Source organism: Anaerobacterium chartisolvens (genome assembly GCF_003337415.1).
GTDB classification, from domain to species: domain Bacteria; phylum Bacillota; class Clostridia; order Acetivibrionales; family DSM-27016; genus Anaerobacterium; species Anaerobacterium chartisolvens.
The window spans coordinates 1-22313 of record NZ_QPJT01000026.1; the positions used below are offsets into that span (position 1 = coordinate 1).

Consider the following 22313-nt stretch of genomic DNA (forward strand, 5'->3'; position numbering starts at 1 on the left):
CAAGCCTGATGCAAAATCCTAGCATTCTTGTTACCATGTCAATAGCCTCATTTGCAAGACCTGTAACAGGGTTCAGCCGATTAATTTTACTGTGCCGGCTGTCCATGTCGGGCATCAGCGCGGCCAGTGCCGCAACCAGCACCCCGGCGAGGCTGATCCCATCCTTTGCGATATCCCCTATTACCGGGACAGCCGCAATCAGGGGAACTGTGCCTGCCACAGCTCCCAGCAGTATGTAATACAGTGCCGCCAGCCTGTAGTGAGTTGTACCCATCATTTTTGCATTCCACCTTGTTGATTATTTTGTAGTAGTTGAAGCTGCCGGGTTCTTGCCGTCGTATTCCTTATTGATAATGTTCGTTACAGGATCTACAATAAGCTGCTGCCCCGTTTTGAAAAACTGCACCCAGATACCGCTGCCGTCCCCAGTTCATCCCATATGCTGTCTGCCGCAAAAGCGGGGATGGCGTATAGAGCCAGTGTTATTATTATACCAACAAAAAACAAGGTAAGCAGCATAGGGCTGAATGCCTTGTTTTTGGGACAGATTATATATGATTTTAAGATTTCTTTATTAGGTATTCAATAAACATACTTTGATAATTCTTTAAATGTACCAAATATTTTCTCATATGTGTTGTCAGCCGTAATCTCCAGCAAGGGTATTTCATACCCCATTACACGTTTTAATCCCCAATAACGCGAAATCGGCTTATCAACCTCTCCACAATACATTTCACCACATTCATAATCTGGAAACTCAATTATATCATTATACAAAGGGTCATAGAAAATCCAATGGTCACTTGGAGAGAGCGGAGCTGAAGACCAGTTCTTCTCAATATTATCATAATCATAGCGGGCGACATTAGCCATTGGTATTTCATAATCGGCAAAATTAAGTTCCAAAACATATAATGCACCGTTACGATAGCCATTTTTCAGCTTGGTGTCAAGGCACCTTTGGAATATTACAATAAAGCTGAAGTATGCCCAAGCATTGGAGTCTCTGTCACTACTCCATCTAAGAAACCTGTTGTTTCCCGTTATAGGAGCAAGCTCAAATTCGCATTTTTCATCTGCAAGCGCAATACAACAGGAAATGAACTCCTGTACATTTTTATGAGTCTCCTGCACTATACGAAAGGCTTTTATTGTTTCTTCGTTCATCATACCAAACCCCCTGAAACCGCCGAATCCCTTTTCATTTAACAGCGCTGACAAATCATCGCATATAAGACTACCGGCGGTGTTTTTACTTATAGAGTTATATAATCGCTGCCAAGTGATATAGCCAAAAGACACTTCCGCCGGAATATTTGTTTTGTTCTCATTAAAGATACTAATTGCCGATTCCTCACGAGCAAGTAATAATAGAAAATTCGCTTTATTGGGATAGTTGCTAAGAAGCAGCTCCGCCTCCCGAATCAACTGATCATTGCCGGATAAGTCGCTGTTATATTTAACCTCAATCAATATAGCCCCTTGCCCCAGCTCCATTACAACGTCGGGCTCTGTATTTGAATTGGGATAGTGCCTCCAGAAATAAACATTTCTCCCCCATTCATCACAGATTTCTGATGGCAGCGTTTTTTCAAGAAGCTCATTTGTGGCAGCCGGAAGAACGCTATTGATTATTATTTGCCGGGCCATAGGATAAGGCAAATATCTCAATGCTCCAAAAACATTTCCTGTCAGCTGGTCTTCAGAGGCAGTATCAACATTTTTATGATAAATCTCAGTAATCATAATGATTTAAATAAATCTCCTTCATGAAAATTTGATTATCTATATATTTAGCAATAGCAAGCACTATATTGCAACCCACCAATAAACACCGAATTTATCTACTAAATAAAAGCACAATTCACTCCACGGTAACGGCGCAGGTCCATCGGGATTTTCATTGTGAAAAGCACCTTCACTTAATACATTATATGCCTGAAGCACGGCTTCCCTTGTCCCCAGTCCATAACAGTTGAAAGACATAACAGGCCTTTTATTATCCCGTATAAAAGGGCTGCTCATATCTCCCTTATCTTCAGCCACTGCAAGTATTTCGCGCTCGCCGAACATAAGTGACGCATGCTCATATGTACCATCGCCGTCTTTAAAATTCATCCCCAATGTCAAATTAAGAGCTCTTTGATAAAATGCTGCCGCCTCAACTGACCCTTTCACATAAATCTGGCATCCTGATTGCATTTGTTCTACCTCCGCTAATATAATCTGTTACTCCTGCCTTATTTGTATATTTCGCCATAATTTTCCGAAGTCCTTTTTCTGAATCCTTCTTTTTCCAAGAGGATTCAAATAAATAACGGCATTAAAAAACACACCCTTTTAGATGTGTTTTTTTAATATATTTTAAAAATTAGTTTACCTGTTTCATTTTAGTGATATAATTTTAATTAAAGGCCTAACGCAGCCGTTTAGTAGCTTCCTGCCCTTTTCGTCCACCGTTCTGTTAATTTACAACCGTATGGACGGTACTTTTGCTTATTCCAAACTTTTTAGCAGCCGCCCTCACTGTAGTCTTCTTTTCAATAATATAGTTAGCAAGCTCAATAACCCTGTCCTCAATATAACCCTTCAACAACAAGCCCCCCTCTATAGATAATTGACAATTCAAATGGCAATTTATAGCTAAAACCATAACATTGAAGCCGTAATTAAAATGTATAGAAGGTTTTAATACTAATTGTCAGTTTTCTGTCTTATAGAGCATAATCTATTTTATATATATGCCTCTGCATAGGGTGATATGATAAAAAGGAGAAAGCTTAGACGCTTTCTCCTTTTTATCAATTACAGAATATTTATATAATTATATAGCACATATAAGATATGGCAATTTCAGCTCCGCTACTTTTCAGGCAAGTATTCTTTAGGATTTACAGGCTGGTTTTCCTTCCATACCTCAAAATGAAGGTGGGACTGCTCCGACGACTCAAAAACCGCCGTGTTGCCTATCGCCCCTATTACCTCGCCTTGCTTCACCTTCTGATTTGGGGAAGCCATTTCATCGCTTGCCAAATTTGCATATACTGTTTTAAGTCCGTTGTCATGCTCAATTACAACCATAATTCCATACCTGGGATCATTTTTAACCTCGGTTACTACTCCGTCATTGACGGCCTTTACAGGTGTTCCCCTGTCGGCCGCAATGTCCAGTCCGCTGTGACTTCTCCATTCCTCCAGCGTCTTGGAGTATACAAGCTCGTCCTCAGCATACCCAAGCGTAATGTCACCAAAAACCGGCATTACAAACTTTGCCCCGCCGGTGCTACCCGCACTTGTGCCGTCAGTCTTTTTCCCAGCCGGGTTTGTCTTTTTCCCTTCATCCTGCTTTTTCTCCTGCTGCTTGGGTGCCGCATTTTTATTATTTTCAGCAAGAACAGGCTCTTCTGCATCCGAGGCAGTTGCTCCTTCGGCATTGGCCTGAGGATTAAGCACCGGCCGGTTTGCCTCTTCAGGCTCTTTATCCGCTATAGATGGCTTCCCATTCTCATCAAGGCTTAAGCCTTCGTCATAATTGTCAACCAGCCTTTCTTCTATAGGCTCCTGAGGTATTTTAGCCTGAGGCTCATCCCCTGACGGTGTTATCCCTTGTGTTGACATAAACACCGCGGTTGCCCCGATAATGGCAATGCAAAGTATTAATACTATATAGAATCCCTTTTTATCAAGAAATTCCAAAAAACCCTTTTTTGTTAAACGCTTCTCTGGAAACAGCTTTTTCATATTCACATTTTCCACCTCCATATAATATTGTTTCCGCTCATGGCAGCAATATACATGGAAATAAAAAAATAAGAGGTTATTTTATTTTTTCAGGCACGGTATATTTTCAAGTGTCGTTAATGTTAAGCTGTGCCAAATCTACTCCTCTGTAGTAATACTTTAGAATCTCTTCATAGCTTCCTCCTCCCACAGACAAGTAATTTGCTCCCCATTGGCTCATCCCTGCCCCATGCCCGTTGCCTAAGGTGGTGATGCTAATGGAGTCCTCTCCTTCATTTTCAAGCTTAAAATTCGCGGATTTTAATGAAAAAAGCGTCCTGAATTCGGTTCCCTTCATTGATATATTTCCCACCCGGATATTTCTCACTCGGTTTCCCTCTGTATAATCAATTATTTTTATATGCTGTAAAATATCCTTTTTTTCTATTTCAAAGTCAGAGTATTTATTTTTTATAGTATCATAAAAATCCTCTATTTTAAAAACCACCGTATTCTTATAAGACGCGCTGTTTTCCTCTCCGCTGCTGGCAACACTTTTGAGATAGGGCTCGTTTGCTCCTTCCCACACATCCTCGGCATTTTCAGTTCTCCCTCCGCTGTTGGAATGAAAAACAGGGTTAATTATTTTTCCGTCGTACGTTATTATGACACCCTCTGTTTGCTTTACAGCTCTCTCGATTTTGCTCCAGTATTTAAATGAGTTTATGGCACCCCATTTTTTAAAGGCCTCAGCTTTGCTTACCCAGGCCTGACAATGTGCGAAGTCTGTACATACGTGGGCATCGGGGTGAATATCCTCTTTGGATTTGTAAATTCCCTTCATTCGTCCAACGGCGTACGTTCTGGCCGCCACAGCCTGCGCCTTTAATGCCTCCGCTCCGAACTCCGCAGGCATTTCTGCGGCTACAACGCCTTTTACATATTCCTCGAGAGGCATTTCCTCCGTCTTTTTCTCAGAATTAACGTAAACCTTTATTTTGATTTCCTCTGCCTGCCTCTTAAGCGGCAAAGGCTTTTTTGGGGCCACATCCTGCTTTGCAAAGCTGCAGCCCTTTATTATAAAAAGAGGCAGCACCACCATTATAAGCATCATTAAAAACATATAATACACAAAGTTTTTCATATTATCATATACCTTCACCGCATGAATATTTTTAAATGCCTTCTATAAAAATATATTCATGGGCAAGCAGTTTATGATTTTTACTCTTCCGCCCTTTGTATATCCGCCCCCAACGCCTTAAGCTTTTTATCTATATTTACATATCCCCTCTCAATATGCTCTATATCGGTTATTTCAGTAACACCCTCGGCAGCCAGCCCTGCAAGAATCAAAGCCGCGCCGGCTCTTAAGTCGGTGGCCTTTACCTGAGCTCCCATCAGCTTTGGAATCCCTTCTATTACCGCGCTTCTTCCTTCTATCTTTATATTTGCACCCATTCTTTTGAGCTCACTAACATGCATGAATCTGTTTTCAAAAATTGTTTCACTTACAATGCTGGTTCCCTCCGCCTTGCTTACCAAGGATGTCATCTGGGCCTGCATATCCGTGGGAAATCCCGGGTAGGGGTGAGTTTTTATATCCACGGCTTTTAAAGGGCCTCCCGCCTTTACATGAATCGCCGACAATTCCTCCGAAACCTCCACGCCCGCTTCTCTTAATTTTGCGCTTATGGGCTTTAAATGATCCGGCACTACATTTTCTATAACTACGTCTCCTCCTGTAATTGCAGTGGCAACCATAAAGGTTCCCGCTTCAATTCTGTCGGGTATGATAGGATGATTCGCTCCGCTAAGGCTTTTTACTCCGTTTATCTTTATTGTATCGGTGCCCGCACCCTTTACATCCGCTCCCATTGCCGTCAAATAGGTGGCGAGATCGACTATTTCAGGCTCAATTGCAGCATTTTCTATTATAGTCTGCCCCTCTGCCAAAGCAGCAGCCATAAGAATATTCTCGGTGGCGCCTACGCTTGGAAAATCCATGTATATTTTTGTTCCCTTAAGCCTTCCGTTTACTCTGGCTTCAATGTATCCATGACCCTGAGTTATTTCCGCTCCCAATGCGGCAAAACCCTTTAAATGCAGATCCACGGGCCTTGTCCCTATCGCGCAGCCCCCGGGCAGCGATACTTTAGCCATTCCCGTCTTGGCAAGCAGCGGCCCCATAACAAGAAAAGATGCTCTTAGCTTATTTACAAGCTCATAAGGCGCTGTAATATTACTTATATTGTCAGGGCAAACCCTGATTTTTTCCTGATTATCAAAAAATTCTACCGAAACCCCCAAGGATCTCAGCAAATCGCACATGACTCTTACATCATTCAAATAAGGTATTTCTTCTATTATGCTATGGGAGTTTCCTAAAAGAGATGCCGCTATAATGGGCAACACGGAATTCTTTGCTCCGCTTGTCTTTACCTTCCCTTTTAATGGTTTTCCCTCACCTATTATGTATTTGGGCATGTTAATTCTTCCTTTCAGTTACGTTGTTTAAGCTCAGTATTCCTTTAAAATTACGGGAGTAGCAAGCCATATACAGGTTTTATCCATATAAGGGCTGTATCTCATAGCCACATTTAAATTTATTTTCTTATTGCCTGACTTTATTGCACCGGGTATGCGGGGAGAGTACGCAGATATGCTTAATGTATTGCCGTCCTTCATTCCTTCAACCCTTTGGGCATCTGCCTCCCTTAGCACAGCACTGCTTATGCTGTCCATCTGCTCATCGCTCAAGCGTCCTTCATATTCTCCCGATATGCAGGTGTTTATATTTGCTTTAATTCCATATTCCTTAAATATCTTGTCCAGTATATTTCCTGACTTTTCCACTTCCCTGTGAGGAATGGTTGAAATTATACTTCCATAAATATTACTTTCGGCATTGCTGTCATCCTTTAGTGTGATTTTTATGCCAACACCCTTCCGGGGCTCTGAAGAATATTCTCCCTTTAATGCGTTTGAAAGATCGTATTCGATATTTTTAAGTGTATCACTTTTTTTCACAGTATCCATATTGCCTGTTTTTGACCAAAAATAAATTTCACTGCCAACCATATTTGCACCTGACGCATCAAAAGCCTTTAGGATAAGCTCCTTCGGACTTTTAAGCTCCCCATGCCCTCTTACATAATGCATGGAGAAAGAAAAAATGCAAATAATTAATAAGGTTAACACTGAAATTATTTTTTTCATGTACATCCCCCTAAATCAGCTTATGTTAAAATGCCTTATGAATTAATAATCTTTTTACAGTAAAATTATTTCCACTTTGGCATTGGGATATACATGCAATATTTAAAACACAACGCTATAACTGGCTTGCAAGCTAAACTTTGATTAAATTTACATATAACTTATATTATAAATTTTCCCAATTTATATGCTTAATTTTTTTAATTTATCTCTCCTGCAATCACTAAAACCTTCTCTAAAATTCCCATCAGCTCTCCTCTGGTTATGATGTCTTTAGGGCCGAAAGCAGTCGCGCTTTTACCCTCGACCATTCCATTCTGTATTGCAAACCTCACCCTTGAAGTGTTTACCGCAGCAACTCCGTTTAAGTCACTGTAGCCTGAGGAAAATCCGCTGTCGGGCTTACTTTTTTCACCTGTTTTAAGCTCATACAGCCTTACCGCCATTACCGTTGCCTTCTCTCTTGTGCAGCCTGCAGAAGCATTAGAAATATCTGCCGGAGCTATAAATCCGGCCTTGGCTGCAGTACTCATGAAATCTGCGCCGTAGCTGTATCCGTAAACGTCCATAACAAGCTTTATGCCATCCGATACAGTCAGGCTTTTAGAGGGACGGAAAGTTCTTCCCGACACGCTTTTCAGATTATAAACAGAAGCTATTTTTGTTATGGAATCCTCATATCTTGTACCGTAGATATCGTCAAAAAATGCTTTTCCCGTATCCGCCGCCGCTATGCCTCCGGGTATTATAGTCTCAAAGCTCAAATTCCCCCTCTCATTGTCTATGTCAAAGGTGTTTGAGCTGCCTGCCTTTTTCCATTGTCCCGTGCTGTCGTCATACACATAGCCGGAGGTTATTCCTTCCTTGTACCATGTGCTTCCGTCATATGGCACAATTACCTTCAGCGGCTTATTAAAAGCATTTACAGGTATTGAGTTCCCTCCGTCATATGCTGATACCTCAAGCCTTACTACATTTGTCTTGAAGTTGACATTCTGCTCATCGGTTCTTGTGGCGGTGTCGTTAAGCACCAGAGATATCTGATAGTTAAAGCTGGGCGACGATATTTTTACCAAATTATCGGTAAGCACTTCAGGTCTTATTACAAACCGACTGCCCTTTATTGATATTATAAGATTCTCCTTTAACACGCTTAATGAATTAAAAACCTTGTTGGAAACAAGAATGTTTATTCTCTCGGTATTTGCGGGAGGACTGCCGGCATCGAGCTTATAATCAAGAACGTTGTCATTTTTAATATGCTCCACAAACCTGTCTGCATTTATTCCGGTAATTTTAATGCTCCAGACATTTTTTACCGCGCTGCTGCCCTTTACTATATAATCCCCTGACGCAATATCCTCTATGTCCTCATCGGAATCATAATCGTCATCGCTTCTTTGTGTTCTTACGGTAATGCTCTGAGTGGGCTCGGATCTGAGCTGTGTTACGGGATCATATGCATACAGTCTTGCAAAATACCTGAAGTTGGACCTTAAGCTATCCACCTTAAGCTCTGCGGCAGCTCCCGCGCTATATTCCTTAACATCCTTATAGTCTATTCCACCCGTTACCTCCACGATATACTGCAGACCGTTTTCCTGAATCCATTCAAAGGTTATGCTGTTCTTTGTGACGGCATCCTTAGAGTTTTTTACCCCAAAGCCCCTTGGGGTGTCTGGAGCAGTCTGCGCAAGTGTCTTTACCGGCAGTGAATCGCTCCACTCGGAAAGGCTTGTCAGTGTGTCCTTTTTTGCTTCGGCCTGTATGAAAAAGTAGTATATTGTGCTGGGCTGAAGTCCTTGTATCCTTAAGTAGCTCCGTCCCGAATCCTTTATCTGCTTGGCGGTGGTGGTAATAGTATTTCCTGCCGCATTTACATTATCAGTGGTGCCGTATTTTAAATGGTATGTATAGTCATCCCTTATATTCCATCCCAAATCCACATAGGTGTCCCCTGCCTGATAATAAGTGAATTCAGGCACTGTGGGCTTCTCCACATGAATAACGTCATCAGGATAGGTTGTCAGCAGAAGGGCATCCGAAGGGGGCGATGTAAGGTTCTGGCTTACTCTGGACGCTCTCACCCATATAATGTATTTTGTATTTGGGGTAAGTGCCGTAAGCGGAATGTTAACATTATGCCTCTTATTGTCAAAATTCAGCGTCACATCCTCGGCAGCGTCGTTGGCTGTGACAGGAAACCCTATAACCTTGTTGGCGGGAAGATTTTTAAGGGTGTCAAGATTCATGCCCTCCTGATATTCAATGCATCCCACATCCAAGGTAACGCCATTTTCTCCCGAATCATACTCCACTATGCGGTATGTCTTGCCAAAATTTTTCAGCTCAGGGTCACTGGGATCTTCAAAAATACCATCATTCATTTTTGAAAAATAGTCTCTTATCTGCTGGTGAGTATAAATGGGGTCGGCGTCAGCGCCTGACGGCAAATTCAAGGGGTCTATATGCATCCATCTCCCCTCTGACTCAACATACTTTTCATACCACTTGTTTTTTACCTGAATAGTGGCACTGGTGTTTTTAATGGTTTCCGCCAAAACAACAAGAGGGGGCCTCCCCGGCACCAAAGGCTGATCAATAGAGCCGTCGGTAGGAGTTACAACCACCTTTATTGCCGGAAGGGATCTGTATTGCACGCTTTGCAATATCCCGTCCCTCTCCTCAAGGTAGGTTTTTCTTGCGGCAAGCTTTACATAATAGGTATGATTGGGAGTAAGATTTTCTATTTTATACTTATAGCCTATGTGGTTGTGATCCTCCATCACGTAGTTTTCGTCAGGGGAAAGCCTGAGCTCGGTTCTGCTGGCTTCAGGCGGATTATCTATCTGATTGGGATTATCCACTATCCACATATCATATATAATGCCGGTATCCACCGACCCATTCGCTTTTTTGGGAAGCCTCCACAATATAGTGGCAGTCTTGGGGGCAAGCTCTCCGGGGAATATCCTTCCGTCCTGCAATTGATCGCTGTAGGATATAATAAGCTTGCCGTCATAGGTTTTAAATTCGTCCACAAGCTCGGGAGCGGCGGGAACAGCCGGTATTTCCTGCTCACGGATTAAAACCCTGTCCGAAATAATCTGCACGGTGGGAGGGTATATAGAAACTCCGTTACGGGTTACCTCCGCCCTTATCATGTAGTAGTTGTTATCCTCTCCGGGAGGCACGGTAATAAATGTGCTTGTGCCGCTGTCAATGGATATTCCCACCGGCATGTTGTTAACATACTTATATATATAATATCTTACAATAATATCGCCGCTTCCCAGCCCCGTAACCACAGGGGTCCAGTCAAGCCTCCATATAGTACCCTCTTCCGTTTCGGACATTCTGGTGGTTTTTACCAGTATATAGCTTGAAACAGGGAGAACATCTGTCGAAGGATTGTATACCACTCCCTCCTCAACAATCTCAGGCTCAATCTTTACATAATAAACTCTGGCAGGGTCATTAACCTGATGTATATACTCAAGCTTTCCCGTAGACTGGTTAACGGTAACAGGCCCGTTAGGCTCAATCTGGCTGCTGCCTATATAGATGGGTATTGTGTTGGCAAAGCTGCTGTTATCGGATACATACAATTTGTAGCCTATTCTGGAGCCTGAATTCCAGACATCATCCCACTCTATTCTTATCTGGTTAGTTCCGTAGGAGGCAACCGTCATTCCTATATCGGTAAGCACCTTTACCGTTTTTGATGGCGACGACTCCGGGCTGGTATATGATACATCGCCGATGTTATACGTATAGAAGGCCTTTGCATTTATCAGGTAAAAGGTTCCCGAAGCAAGTCCCTTCATCCTGAAGGAGGAGCTTCCTGTAGGCACACTTCTGTCCCTTATCTGCATGGGCCTCGCCGGTCTGTATGCCTTGTTTATTTCCTGAACATAAAAGTTAAGGTAAGGCGTTCCCATAGGTGAGCTAAGAGGGGGCCACCCTAAATCCACATAGCATTTGTTTGCCGCGGCATCAGTTCTATCCGTTCCCGTGGACTGTACGGTAAGATCCTGCAAAGGGGGCTGGGGATCTGCCCCGTATACCCTTTCGTCAAATAAATTCACCTGCACTGCCAATATAACCGCAAGCACTATGCACGCTGCTTTTTTCAATACTCTCATATCCGTGTCCTCTCCTAAACAATATGTTTATCAAAGCCCCATAACCTTTACCATCGAGTCTATTGCCTGAGCCCGTGTAATGGAGGATTTGGGCTTGAAACTGCCCGTCTCGTCCGTAGACATTACCTTTAAGTCTATAGTCATCATTACAGAGCTGTAATACTTTGAGCCTATATCATCCTCATCCGATACAAATATATTTTTAGAGGGCCTGAGATTCTGTGAGTTCAGTCCCTTATTGGAGCAGTATACCTTTATAAATATAGCTGAGGCCTCCTGCCTGGTTATGTCCTTTTTCAGTCCTGCGGTGTTTACAATGCCGTTTAAGCCCATCTTAGACACCTTCTGCTTAATGTCCGCTCCCGCGTTGGCCTCAGTCTTTGCCATGACCTTTTCATACAGCAGCACCATCTCCTCTACCGACACATTCATCTCGGGATTAAACGACTTATCTACCCCTGCAAAGACACCTCTCAAATCATATTTTGATAAAAATTTGTCTATGCTCTCTTTAGCCCAATAATTTACAGGCAAGTCGCTTGCAGCGGTTATAACCGCAAACACACCGTATTTTCCCGTTCTCTCGGCGCTCAGCACCAGTGCGTTCGAGGCAGGCCGGCTTATATTTTTAGTAAGCTTCTGCCACCTGTCAACTCCGTCATAGTTAACATAAGGGGTGTTTATTCCCTTCTTGACAGTATACACCAATTTTACTCTCATAGCGTTTCCAAAGGATGTCATGTACTCCTTTGCAACAACCATTCCTCCCGAACCGTTAGTCCCCTCGACAGTTCTGCCTATATAATCCGAAAGCTCGCTTTCGGTCTCTTTTATCAGCTGATCCATAAATGCGTTAAGCTTTTGCTTTGTTTGGGTATTGTCAAAATAGGGGTTTGACAGCATATCTCTTTTTTGCTTAACAATGCCCGTCTTGTCGTTGTACATTTTGTCATAGAATTCCTTCTTAAGGGCTTCATCCGTCTTTGAGCTTCCAAGCACCTGCACCTCAAGGTCATTTACCTTTGAAGCAAGCGTGGCGCCTTGCGGCAAGGTGGAAGCAGGATAATCCCCCCTTGTAACGGTAAGCTTAAAGAATACCTCCTTAACTCCGGACTTCTTTTCAACCGCCTTAATTTCAGCCATATTCTCCACATCAAGGGTTCCCGGATTTATGGTATACTCCGCTTCAACGGTTTTTACCACAAGGCTTCCGTTCTGGGCATTCAAAACATTGGCAACAATCAGAGGCACATATATTACGTCAACACTGATAGCGGGCTTAAGTGTTGATATGTCTATTACGCAAGGAGTATCGGGACTGCCCTCTATGACATTTGAAACCCTGTCGCCTTTTAAAAGTATTTTTGTTGCTTTGGTGCTGCTCATTTCAACTCTCCAGTACAGTGCCTCCTCAAGCTTTGAGACCCTGTCCAAGTATGTCGCCTCCTTATTCGTATCGTCGTCCTCATCGTCATAATCATCCTGACTGAATTCCGTCCTGCTGTCCACAGGACCGGCATACTTGGAATAAGCCGATGGCCTCTGAGACTCTTCAGGGAGGCTGTCATTCAAGGGATCGTTTTTTACCGTCCTCACCTTAATATAGTATTTCATATTGGATTTGAGAGGCTCCTTAACCACAGTACCGTCAGCATACTTTACCGTAACTGTCTTTATTCTGGCATAATACATGTAATAGTCGGTGCCCAGAGTCTGCACAGTTTTCTCAGCGTATTGGCGAGCCGGGACAAGGTTATTGTTTCCCGGAGTCTTAAGGTTTACATTCTGAAATACCTCCAGATCCGAAGGCTCCAGAACTGTATACTCCCCTGCCTCGGGAGTTTTTATGGCTATTTCAAAGCCTGTGTAATCATCCAAAGGGATTCCCCTCCACTTTACCTCCAGCTCATGGTAAGCGTCTCTGGTCTTTAACGAAAGCTGCCTTATCAGAGTATCCTGCGTTCCAATACATACCTTTATATCATACAGCGTATCGGTCTTTAGCTTGGGTATCCTTCCGTAGAATATGCTGCCATCCTTTATCGCTGTATATTGCGTCCTTGTGAGAAGTGTATATTCGCTGTCCTCACTCTTTTTCAAGTATATCTTGTATTCCTCCGCCTGCTTGGAGAGCTCCCCCCTCCACCAGAAGCCAAGCTGAGCGTCATTCACAGGCTCCAAAAATGTGGGAGCCTCCACCTGCGTTGTAGTGACAGGTATGGAAATCCAGACGCTTTGCTTTTGGTTCACCGCTCCGTCCCATATTTCGGCCCTTAAGCTGAAGTAATACAGCTTATTGGGGAACAGCCACTTATTTATCGAAAGCGTATACGTTTCCGTAACGCCGTTATATGCAAAGGTATATGCGTCTATCTTGGGGTTCTGGTTCTCGGTAAGGTTAAGTGCAGGGTCCAGCGTAAAGCTCCTGCTGTCGCCGTCAATATTCTTATCAAGATTTCCGAAATAATCTATAAAGCTTTTATAAATTCCATCGCTGTCATACAAAAGAGAAACATCCTCCCTGCGGCCCACCTCTTTGGAGGTGCATACAAGAGAATACCTTACGGCGTTCTCTCTCTTTGCCCACGTGAAGGTTACCGACTGCCCTGTAAGCATAAAATTGCCCTCCCCGTCCAAGGCAATGTCAAAGTCCGCGGGGGCAATAGGCCTGTCTGCGGCATCGTCCGGGTCCTGCATTTCATCCCTGTCCGTTGTAACGGACAATATTGAGGTTGAAACGGCAGGGTTTAATGGGTACAGGGGGTGTTCAATAAAAAGCCGCGTTTTCACCTTAAAGTAGTAGGTTGTGTTGGACTTAAGCCCTTCTCCGAAAATATCATACGGGTCTATGTAAACCCCGCTTGCCGGATCGGTATAGCCCACTCCGGCTCTGAAGCTGCTTATCCCCGCCCTTATATAGGAAAGCTGTGTATTATCGACATTCTGAAAGGCTATATCCGATCTTTCATCATCGGAGGGGGTGTTCATACGCTGCGTCGTCCCTATCATTACAAAGGACTCGGGAGCTGTTCTGGTACTCATGTAAAGGTCATAGTACACTCTGTCGTTTGCCGTATGGTTGAAGGAATAATCGTCCCAGTTTATATTCACCTTGTCAAACTGAAGCACTATGGTATCCTCAGTGGGCTGTGAGGCTGTCTTGAAGTTTCCCGGCAGGGGAACATCCTTCTGGGCTGCGGCAACGGTTGTAAAGCTCGTGGTTACAGACCTGTCAGACATATAGCCCTGCGTATTTTTTGCGTCATAGTGGCCCCGGTTTTCGCCCTTGGTTGTATATACCTGCAAATAATAGGTCTTGTTTGTCAGCAGAAAATCCGGGTACACATTTCCGTCGGCATCCGTCTCATTGGGGTTGAAATCCTGCTCAGTATCGTCCCACTGTATGCCTTTAAACAGATCGGCTCCCTTCATGGTAAACTCCAGACGGCTGCCCCTGTCTATAATGGAACCGGCCCGCGCATTCACATAGCCCATAAGCCTGTATTTTACATTGAAGCTTCCGTATGTCTCCCCTCCAGCTTCAAGAGGGTATGTCACGCTGCTGTCTAAATCATTCTGGTTTATATTCAATATGAAATGAAAAACGATATCCTGATCGGGGTCTGTAATTGTCTTTATCTGATCCCATTGTGACGGCTTATCCCAGGATATGGTTACATCACTGGTCTTGTTAACCACGTCAGCCTTTGCCACGGCCAAAACATTCCTCGGAATGGGAGGCCTGGATATATCGTTCCTTATTGTATAGGGAGTTTTGAGTGATTCCAGCCTGTCGCTGGTTGCGTTGGACTTGACCACCACCCTGTAAAAAACCTCGTTTTCAGGGCTTATGCCCTCTATAAGCGTGTACTGGTACGGTCCCGTAAAATAGGTTCCGTCCATTACCTTTCCCTTGTCCCTAAAAGCCCCCTGATTCCAGTCACTGTCCTGATCCGACGGGAAGCTGCATAGCTGAACCTCATAGTATAGCTGAGGCATATTGAGATTGCCCTTGTTTATCCTGTATATTTTTACGTTTACATTGTCCAGAGAATCCTTTGTAAGGGCAAATCTTATAGGGGTATACACATAGGACAGCTCCCCCATTGTGGCCAGATTGCCAAGGGGGCCTGAGGAAAGGCAGTTGATATATGTCCCCGAAGCGTTGAGAGGAAGCGTATTCAAGCGCATGTAATATACCGTACCGGGGCGTATGTCCTTATGGGGAAGAACAAAGTTATTGTCGCCTATACCAGAAATGGCGTCCGGCAGGACCTTGTCAAGCTCTCCGTCAGAGGGATTCCCATAGCTGTTTGCCGCCACCTGAGCCGTGGTTGGTAAAACAGCACCATCCTCTTTAATGCCCAAAAGGTAGAAATAATATGAGTTTCCGTCCCTTTTCACCCCGGAGGTTCTTGAGCTGTCACCCGCAACTCTCGCCGTATAGCCTCCTCCAGACTGCCATGCTATATCCACATCCGCCCGGTTTGAGCTGTCCGCCACCGTTACCTTATAATTGAAGCTTTCTATCCCTGAGTTCAGCATTTGAAAGCTTGTTACGCTGTCCATGGGAATGTATCCGGCAGATCCGTCATATACCTTGGGTATATTCCAGCTCACCTTAAGAGAAGGCATAATACCCGATTCACTTCCCCCACCCGTATTTTCGACAGGCTGCTGGTGTACAATTTCAGCATTGAACGATATCTTAGGAAGGCAGTTAACAGAGCCGGTGGCTATTAAAATCCCTGTTCCGCTCTCTCCTCCCGCAGCGTCATACATGCTAACCGCTATATCATATATGTAGTCAGATTCTATTTCGTCTATCGTAACGGAGGACATCGTCTGCGAGGCACCCGAAGCACTTACCGCCACGTCAACATACTGTGCGGTATCTCCCGCGGCAGGCTTATGATACTTAAGCTGCACCGATCTTACATTTGCCGTATTCCATCTTATGGTAAGCCTCTTATTTTCATACCCGCTGACAATCAGTGCCGCCGTGCCTGCCCCATGAGCAAGCTGTGCCAGATTGGGGCACATTCCGTATGTTATGTTTATTATTAATACTAAGGCAAGAAGCTTTTTAAATATCCTCATTACATTACCCCCAGATTATAAAGCGTATATTTTAATTTTAGAATATCTGCCTTAAAAGGCATCAGAATTTTAATTTGCCGCTAATATTGTAATCCCTGCAATATTAGCAATATTAAGCTACCATCAAGGCATATGCCAATGGAAATTCCTATGAATTTATATCGTCATAACTTAATCAAAAATTTAGATATATGCTATAATGTAACCATATTGTAATTTAACCTGTGAGATAAAAGACGGAGGATTTAAATGGGTGTGAAATATGCCGGGCTTGGGCTGCTTATGCTGCTGGCACTTATCTGCGACTATAAAATCTACAGGATAAAAAATGCCGTTGTCGTGCCTTTTATAGTAGCCGGCATATTAACAAACACTGTTCTGGGCGGGCCGGAAGGCTTAAAGAGTTCTATCTCAGGAATATTGCTCCCCGTACTGCTGCTGATAGTGTTTTTTGCTCTCAGAATGCTGGGGGCAGGAGATATTAAGCTGTTCAGTGCCGTAGGCTCAATAATGGGGGCAGAATTTGTCATGTATGCAATGGCGTATTCATTTATTTCGGGCGGAGTAATAGCCGTGCTTATTATAGCCTTAAGAAAGAATGGCAAAGAAAGGCTCCGGCACCTTGTGGCATATATAAAAAGCTGTTTTCTCAGCTTTTCGCTGCTTCCCTATACCGATTTTGAGGATAAATCGGACGGTGCCAAATTCCGCTTCAGCTATGCTATAGCCTGCGGCACATTAATTCAGATTATTGCGGCCTTTTATTTATAATAATCTGGTTCCTCCCATTTCTGAAGGATTTTTTTACATCATATCCTTTTGATTCGAGGGCATTATAAATGTCATCCGTCTGGTTAAAGTAATTGTTGCCTATGTCCAGGACCAGCGTTTCACCCTCCTTGAATTCGTTTAAAATATTACTTAGCGTTGCATCAGTATTCATTATGCTTTCAGCGTTTATTATTTTTTCATTCCTCTCCATATGCTTCCTCCTCGCAGATACTTGATTAACTGTTTGGCAGTTAACTGCCTTGGCTGTGGGACCCTTCACTTATATTGTTATCAAATATGTGCTATTATATAAATAAAATTCACATGGGACGAGGTAAAATGGAAAAATCAAACGTAATTTTAACAGGAATGCCGGGAGCCGGAAAAAGCACACTTGGGGTTTTGCTTGCAAAAGCCTTGAAAAAGGATTTCATAGACACCGATTTATTAATACAAAAGCAAGAAGGAATGCTTCTTCAGGACATAATAAACGAAAGAGGGCTTGACTATTTCCTTTCGGCAGAGGAAAGGGCGGTAAAGGCTTTGAATGTGCGGGAGCATGTAATAGCTACCGGCGGAAGTGTAATCTACAGCACTGCCGCAGTGGAGCACCTGAAGAGAGACGGCATATTTATTTTTCTGAATGTGTCATATGATGAGATTAAAAGGAGGCTTAAAAACATAAAAAGCCGGGGAATAGCAATGGGAAAATCCCAAAGCATTAAAAGCCTGTACGGTGAAAGAATTGCTTTGTACAAAAAGCACTCGGATATAATTATAGACTGCCCGTGCGGCAGAATAGAGGATGCCGTTCTTAAGATAAAAAACAAGCTGGAATCTTTTTAAAATATTTTTTACAGCCCTGTATAAAAAATGTATAGGGGGTCAATAATATAAATGACCTCACAAAATACATTTTGACCCCCTTTACATGGTTAGTCGAAAGACTAACCTCTTTTTTTTATTTTACAAACATATACCGCCTTGAGCGTTTTATCATCGTCATATTAAACACACACAGCGCCACTATAATCATATGGGCAACGGCATAGCCCCAGTGAGCCATAATCCCTTCGCCGGGAGTTTCAGAAATAGTGCTTCCGTTGAAAAGCAGCCACAGAATGGTAGGCAAAACCTGCACAACTGCCAGAACAAGGCATAAGAAGCGCCCTATATAAACTACCAGTCTGCTGCTGGGCTTAAACCTGTATATTATGGTATCAATCAAAAGCAGAACGGCAAATACAAGCTGAATAAAGGCATAAAGCCATGTACTTGGATTTACGTCACTGGAAAAATCCACAAGCATATAAATAAGAGAGCTTGCAAACAAGCATATCAGCAAAATAACACTTAGTATCCCCTCTAACCCCTTCATTCCGACACATCCTTTTAAATCTTTTAAATAATACCGACGCATAGAAATCAAAATAGTTCCATTAAATCTAATGGAAGTTTCAGGATAAAGCTATTTGTTTAAACACTCTGCCTTTGAAATCCTTTATTTTAAACACGTTTTCCTCAAGAACGCCAAAGGAATTAGGGCTATTTTCTTTAGGAAGCGTTATAGTTCCCGGATTAATTATAAATATATTGCCCTTTTTCTCAGCCTTAGGCACATGAGTATGCCCGTATATCAGCACATCCCCTGCACTTAGGCTGGGCAGCCTGTCCTCATTGTATATATGTCCATGCGTTAAAAACAGCCTTCTGCCATTATATAAAACAGTGGAATAAGGAGCCATAATAGGGAAATCCAGAACCATTTCGTCAACCTCGCTGTCGCAATTTCCCCTTACCGATATAATCCTGCCGGCAAAGCCGTTGAGCAACTCCGCCACCTCTTTGGGACTGTATTCCAAAGGCAGAGGGTTTCTTGCCCCATGGTAGAGGTGATCCCCCAAAATAACCATATAGCCGGCATTCTCCTGCTTGAAGGCCTCCAATGCTTTTTTCAGGTAGTGAAGTGACCCGTGTATGTCGGACATAAAAAATATTTTCATAATTTAAGACCCTTCCTGTTATTTAAAATTCCTTGGCTTCAATCCATTTTGCCATATCCTCCAGCATCTTTCTTTGCTCTTCATCTCCCTCTAAGGCACTGATTCTATCAGCCAGAGCAGAAGAAGAAAAAACCGACCCTTGAAGAGCACCGGGAAGCATTGCAATAAAATCGGCATCCATAGCATCGGAATACACTGTGGCACTGCTTACTATTCCCCTCTCAAGCTTCAAAGCAAGCTCCACCCCTCCCCACGGAAAACGCGTGTCAACGTCCATATCAAAGCAGGGAGCTTCTCCATACCGCCATTCCCATGATGAATACTTGTTATACAACTCGTCCAGCTTCTTTTGGTCAAAGCTGTTGTTGTCCAGAATCTCAAGCCCGTTCCCCCTATATTCCTCCTCAAACGCCTCCAGCATTGCACCCGCCATTTTTTCTATCGTCAGCAGCTTATTGAAGTCCGTCAGGTTTGCAACTCTGGCCTGTACCGATTTAACTCCCTTAGAATTCATCTTTTCGGCTGAAACCTGAAGATATCTGCCCATCTTCTCCATATCGGCAGATACGAGAATTGTCCCATGGTGATATGCATTGAACTTCCTGAAGCAAAACGCATTGCCCGAAAACTTCCTGCCATCCACAGTTATATCATTGCGCCCGGTCTTCTCGGCGCATATGCCCATTTTTTTCACAGCCTCCAGTATAACGCTTACCTGCCTTTTCAAGTCATAGTCTTCCTTATGCATCAGGAAGGTAAAATTAAGATTCCCCGCATCATGAAAGACGGCCCCACCGCCAGAAAGCCTTCTGGCAAGATGTCCGCACTCCCTTTCCAGAAGCTCTGTACGGCACTCCCTCCAGGGATTCTGATTTTTTCCTATTACCACAGTATTGTGATTCTGCCAAAGGTAGAGTATGCAGCTTCCCTTTTCAACGCTTTCCAGCAAGTACTCCTCCAGTGCAAGGTTTCTCCATGGGTTAACGTCCTCAGAGCGTATTGCGTGTATGCGAGATATCATAGTTGCTCCTCCTGCTATGTTTTAATTTTGATGTATTGTTTTGAAATAAGTGTATTATTATTTTACCAGAAATCATGACGGATTAACATAGATTTGTTTCTAAATATGCGAAGGCCTCAAGGCTGCTTAAGAATTGCAGCTTGTTTCCGCTGCGAAAGCGTGGGGTACGGTTCCTATGCTTTCCTTTCAGTCCTTCGCTGCGCTTCGGAAGCACAGGAATCCGTCCCCAAGCTTCCTCCGCTGGTTTTACCATATATTCTTTTATTTATTAAATACGATACCCCATTAGTGACAATCCGGCGTCATTCTGTTAAACTTGTACTCATATGGACACCATATAGAAAAATGGGCAGTATAGAAAGGCGGTCGCTTATGCTGGAAATCTTCAGAACAATGCTTTTGGATAAGACACTTGCAGCTCCGCTGTACCTTCAACTGTACGAGGCTGTAAAAAACTTAATCGATGAGGGCACTCTCGTGGCGCATTCAAGGCTTCCCTCCATAAGAGGTCTGGCCGCTTTATTAAATGTCAACCAGATCACAGTGGTGTCGGCCTTCAAGCGTCTGGAGCATGAGGGATACGTATACTCAAAGCCCGGCAGCGGGACATATATCTCAAACACACTCTCCTTAAAAGGCATGACGGACAGCGGAGGCGGAAATATAATACTTGATGAGTTATACCAGCAGGATGACCTTCCCTTCTTGACCAGCGGGCAGGTAACTCTTAATGAAAATACAATTAATTTTGCAAGCGCCACTCCAACCTCGGATCTATTCCCCATAGACAACTTTAAGGTTGTACTTAACGATATTTTAGACAGGGACAAGGGCAATGCATTCAGCTATCAGGACATCAGGGGCTTTCTGCCGCTCAGGGAATGTATAAGCCAGATGATGCAAAAGGGCAATATTAAGAGCAATTCCGAAAATATACAGATAATCTCCGGCGCACAGCAGGGTATTGATATCATATCCAAAGCACTTCTGAATCAGGGCGACTATGTTATAACCGAAAGCCCTACCTATACGGGCGCTATAGCGGTTTTCAAATCCAGAGGCGCGGAGATATGTGATGTTGAAATAAATAAAGACGGCCCCGATTTAAATGTTCTGGAATACAACTTAAAAAAATATAACTGCAAGCTCATTTATACCATTCCCTCCTTTCAAAATCCCACAGGGCACTCTTATTCCAACCTTAAAAGAAGGGAGCTTCTTAAGCTTGCGGAAAGGTATAACGCTTATGTAATTGAGGACGACTATGTAAGCGATCTGGATTTTGACAACAGGGGCTTTGTTTCACTCAAATCTGAGGATAAAAGCAATAGGGTAATTTTTATAAAAAGCTTCTCAAAAATATTTATGCCCGGCTTAAGGCTTGGCTTTATGATAGTACCCTCGGACATACATGGCAATATCCTCGAAGCCAAGCATACAAGTGACATTTCCACCTCGGGATTGATTCAAAGGGCCTTTGACTTATATATACGAACGGGATTTTGGGACAAGCACTTTTCTTTTATGTATGACATATACAGAGAAAGGTATTTTAAGACGGTAGAAGCCTTGGATAGCTGTATTTGTGACGGCGTAACGTATTTTAAACCCGGAGGCGGTCTGAACATATGGCTCGACATGCCCTACGGCTTTCCTGTCGGCAGCCTGTTTAAGCTGTCATCCTCAAATGACATAGTTTTTGCTCCTGGCAGGATATTTTACAGCAACAATCTGCCGCAGAGGCTGAATAACATACGGCTCAGCTTTGCGTCCGCGTATACGGAGCAAATCCGGCCCGGCATAGAAAAGCTTTGCTCAATAATTTCCTCCCTTCAGCAAAGGCAGGATTCCCACAGGAACATGCCAATACTGTAGATCTTAAAGCCGGTAGTTTAAACCCACACCTAAAATGCATTCCGGCACACTAAAGAGCCCCCGCCCTTATACTTGATTAGCTTATAATACTTATACAGCAGGTTGTCAAGCTCCTTTTCCGCATCCCACACAATCACGCTGGCATCTCCTGAATCATCCCTTGTGGAATTTAATATTTTATTTTTTTCAGCTATCTGCGTTTTCAGTTCTCTCATTTCATCCTTCATTAATATCACCTCCCTGTTCATTTAATAACTGCTTTGACAATGTAAAAGCAGTCTATTTATATATATCTAATTGTATTCCATATTTATTAACAGCCTATAAACTAAATATTAAAATTGAGTTACACTTATATATGTAGCGATAAAGATTTTACATGGAGGATATAACTTGATGGAAGAAATTTTTTGACCCGTAAGGAATACATCTAAGAAAAGCGCCTGATGACATGCC

16 protein-coding genes and 2 pseudogenes are annotated in these 22313 nt (G+C 43.2%); 3 read left to right on the top strand and 15 right to left on the bottom strand.

The genetic code is table 11. The features are described from left to right. The 10 genes and pseudogenes from DFR58_RS17545 to DFR58_RS17590 form a co-directional block, all read right to left on the bottom strand. Window positions 1-277, bottom strand: a pseudogene (locus tag DFR58_RS17545) (hypothetical protein); the annotation flags it as partial. A 305-nt stretch (window positions 278-582) separates the two neighbouring features. Further along, window positions 583-1749 (bottom strand): hypothetical protein, encoded by a 1167-nt coding sequence (locus DFR58_RS17550; RefSeq protein WP_114299161.1) that lies wholly within the window; start codon window positions 1747-1749, stop codon window positions 583-585. A gap of 63 nt (window positions 1750-1812) precedes the next feature. After that, window positions 1813-2121 (bottom strand): hypothetical protein, encoded by a 309-nt coding sequence (locus DFR58_RS17555; protein ID WP_207659271.1) that lies wholly within the window; start codon window positions 2119-2121, stop codon window positions 1813-1815. A gap of 361 nt (window positions 2122-2482) precedes the next feature. Then, window positions 2483-2596: pseudogene (locus DFR58_RS17560) on the bottom strand (sporulation transcriptional regulator SpoIIID); the annotation flags it as partial. A gap of 269 nt (window positions 2597-2865) precedes the next feature. Continuing rightward, the gene (locus DFR58_RS17565) at window positions 2866-3744 is read right to left on the bottom strand and encodes a M23 family metallopeptidase (RefSeq protein WP_242987717.1); all 879 of its coding nucleotides are present in this window, start codon (window positions 3742-3744) and stop codon (window positions 2866-2868) included. A 106-nt stretch (window positions 3745-3850) separates the two neighbouring features. Beyond that, window positions 3851-4885, bottom strand: a complete 1035-nt coding sequence (gene spoIID / locus DFR58_RS17570) for a stage II sporulation protein D (protein WP_341457410.1) — start codon at window positions 4883-4885, stop codon at window positions 3851-3853. Window positions 4886-4947: 62 nt separating this feature from the next. Next, window positions 4948-6210 (bottom strand): UDP-N-acetylglucosamine 1-carboxyvinyltransferase, encoded by a 1263-nt coding sequence (murA, locus tag DFR58_RS17575; protein ID WP_114299166.1) that lies wholly within the window; start codon window positions 6208-6210, stop codon window positions 4948-4950. A 33-nt stretch (window positions 6211-6243) separates the two neighbouring features. Then, window positions 6244-6942 (bottom strand): YwmB family TATA-box binding protein, encoded by a 699-nt coding sequence (locus DFR58_RS17580; RefSeq protein WP_170138209.1) that lies wholly within the window; start codon window positions 6940-6942, stop codon window positions 6244-6246. A gap of 200 nt (window positions 6943-7142) precedes the next feature. Then, complete coding sequence (locus DFR58_RS17585) at window positions 7143-11087, bottom strand: S-layer homology domain-containing protein (protein WP_114299168.1); 3945 nt, start codon at window positions 11085-11087, stop codon at window positions 7143-7145. Between the two features lie 30 nt (window positions 11088-11117). Beyond that, a complete protein-coding gene (locus DFR58_RS17590; protein WP_114299169.1) occupies window positions 11118-16187 on the bottom strand; it encodes an S-layer homology domain-containing protein in 5070 nt (1689 codons plus the stop codon). Window positions 16188-16436: 249 nt separating this feature from the next. Here DFR58_RS17590 and DFR58_RS17595 point away from each other — a divergent pair, with 249 nt between their 5' ends. Then, window positions 16437-16958: an A24 family peptidase gene (locus DFR58_RS17595; RefSeq protein WP_114299170.1), complete on the top strand. Its 522-nt coding sequence runs from the start codon at window positions 16437-16439 to the stop codon at window positions 16956-16958. Here DFR58_RS17595 and DFR58_RS17600 read toward each other — a convergent pair. Further along, window positions 16936-17169, bottom strand: coding sequence for a hypothetical protein (locus DFR58_RS17600; RefSeq protein WP_114299171.1), 234 nt, complete (start codon window positions 17167-17169; stop codon window positions 16936-16938). The two genes, DFR58_RS17595 and DFR58_RS17600, sit on opposite strands and share 23 nt — an antisense overlap. 128 nt (window positions 17170-17297) lie before the next feature. On the opposite strand from DFR58_RS17600, the gene DFR58_RS17605 reads away from it, so the two are divergent. Continuing rightward, entirely contained in the window at window positions 17298-17804 is a 507-nt protein-coding gene (locus DFR58_RS17605) for a shikimate kinase (protein ID WP_114299172.1), read from the top strand. 115 nt (window positions 17805-17919) lie between these two features. Here DFR58_RS17605 and DFR58_RS17610 read toward each other — a convergent pair whose 3' ends face one another. The 3 genes from DFR58_RS17610 to lplA form a co-directional block, all read right to left on the bottom strand. Next, window positions 17920-18336: a hypothetical protein gene (locus DFR58_RS17610; RefSeq protein ID WP_114299173.1), complete on the bottom strand. Its 417-nt coding sequence runs from the start codon at window positions 18334-18336 to the stop codon at window positions 17920-17922. Window positions 18337-18415: 79 nt separating this feature from the next. After that, on the bottom strand, window positions 18416-18961 hold the full coding sequence (gene yfcE, locus DFR58_RS17615) for a phosphodiesterase (RefSeq protein ID WP_114299174.1): 546 nt from the start codon (window positions 18959-18961) through the stop codon (window positions 18416-18418). Window positions 18962-18983: 22 nt separating this feature from the next. Continuing rightward, a complete protein-coding gene (gene lplA, locus DFR58_RS17620) occupies window positions 18984-19982 on the bottom strand; it encodes a lipoate--protein ligase (RefSeq protein ID WP_114299175.1) in 999 nt (332 codons plus the stop codon). 372 nt (window positions 19983-20354) lie between these two features. Between lplA and pdxR the strand changes: the two genes are divergently transcribed. Further along, the gene (pdxR, locus tag DFR58_RS17625; protein ID WP_114299176.1) at window positions 20355-21857 is read left to right on the top strand and encodes a MocR-like pyridoxine biosynthesis transcription factor PdxR; all 1503 of its coding nucleotides are present in this window, start codon (window positions 20355-20357) and stop codon (window positions 21855-21857) included. Window positions 21858-21886: 29 nt separating this feature from the next. On the opposite strand, the gene DFR58_RS17630 is transcribed toward pdxR, so the two are convergent. Next, window positions 21887-22084 (bottom strand): hypothetical protein, encoded by a 198-nt coding sequence (locus DFR58_RS17630; RefSeq protein WP_114299177.1) that lies wholly within the window; start codon window positions 22082-22084, stop codon window positions 21887-21889. Between the last annotated feature and the right edge of the window lie 229 nt (window positions 22085-22313).

Bases quoted from the DNA above. Each gene is read 5' to 3' on its own strand.
- DFR58_RS17600 (WP_114299171.1), bottom strand. From the start codon at position 17,169: ATGGAGAGGAATGAAAAAATAATAAACGCTGAAAGCATAATGAATACT.
- DFR58_RS17550 (WP_114299161.1), bottom strand. From the start codon at position 1,749: ATGATTACTGAGATTTATCATAAAAATGTTGATACTGCCTCTGAAGAC.
- murA (WP_114299166.1), bottom strand. From the start codon at position 6,210: ATGCCCAAATACATAATAGGTGAGGGAAAACCATTAAAAGGGAAGGTA.
- DFR58_RS17565 (WP_242987717.1), bottom strand. From the start codon at position 3,744: ATGAAAAAGCTGTTTCCAGAGAAGCGTTTAACAAAAAAGGGTTTTTTG.
- DFR58_RS17595 (WP_114299170.1), top strand. From the start codon at position 16,437: ATGGGTGTGAAATATGCCGGGCTTGGGCTGCTTATGCTGCTGGCACTT.
- DFR58_RS17630 (WP_114299177.1), bottom strand. From the start codon at position 22,084: ATGAAGGATGAAATGAGAGAACTGAAAACGCAGATAGCTGAAAAAAAT.
- DFR58_RS17580 (WP_170138209.1), bottom strand. From the start codon at position 6,942: ATGAAAAAAATAATTTCAGTGTTAACCTTATTAATTATTTGCATTTTT.
- DFR58_RS17610 (WP_114299173.1), bottom strand. From the start codon at position 18,336: ATGAAGGGGTTAGAGGGGATACTAAGTGTTATTTTGCTGATATGCTTG.
- lplA (WP_114299175.1), bottom strand. From the start codon at position 19,982: ATGATATCTCGCATACACGCAATACGCTCTGAGGACGTTAACCCATGG.
- DFR58_RS17585 (WP_114299168.1), bottom strand. From the start codon at position 11,087: ATGAGAGTATTGAAAAAAGCAGCGTGCATAGTGCTTGCGGTTATATTG.
- DFR58_RS17590 (WP_114299169.1), bottom strand. From the start codon at position 16,187: ATGAGGATATTTAAAAAGCTTCTTGCCTTAGTATTAATAATAAACATA.
- DFR58_RS17555 (WP_207659271.1), bottom strand. From the start codon at position 2,121: ATGAATTTTAAAGACGGCGATGGTACATATGAGCATGCGTCACTTATG.
- DFR58_RS17605 (WP_114299172.1), top strand. From the start codon at position 17,298: ATGGAAAAATCAAACGTAATTTTAACAGGAATGCCGGGAGCCGGAAAA.
- pdxR (WP_114299176.1), top strand. From the start codon at position 20,355: ATGCTGGAAATCTTCAGAACAATGCTTTTGGATAAGACACTTGCAGCT.
- yfcE (WP_114299174.1), bottom strand. From the start codon at position 18,961: ATGAAAATATTTTTTATGTCCGACATACACGGGTCACTTCACTACCTG.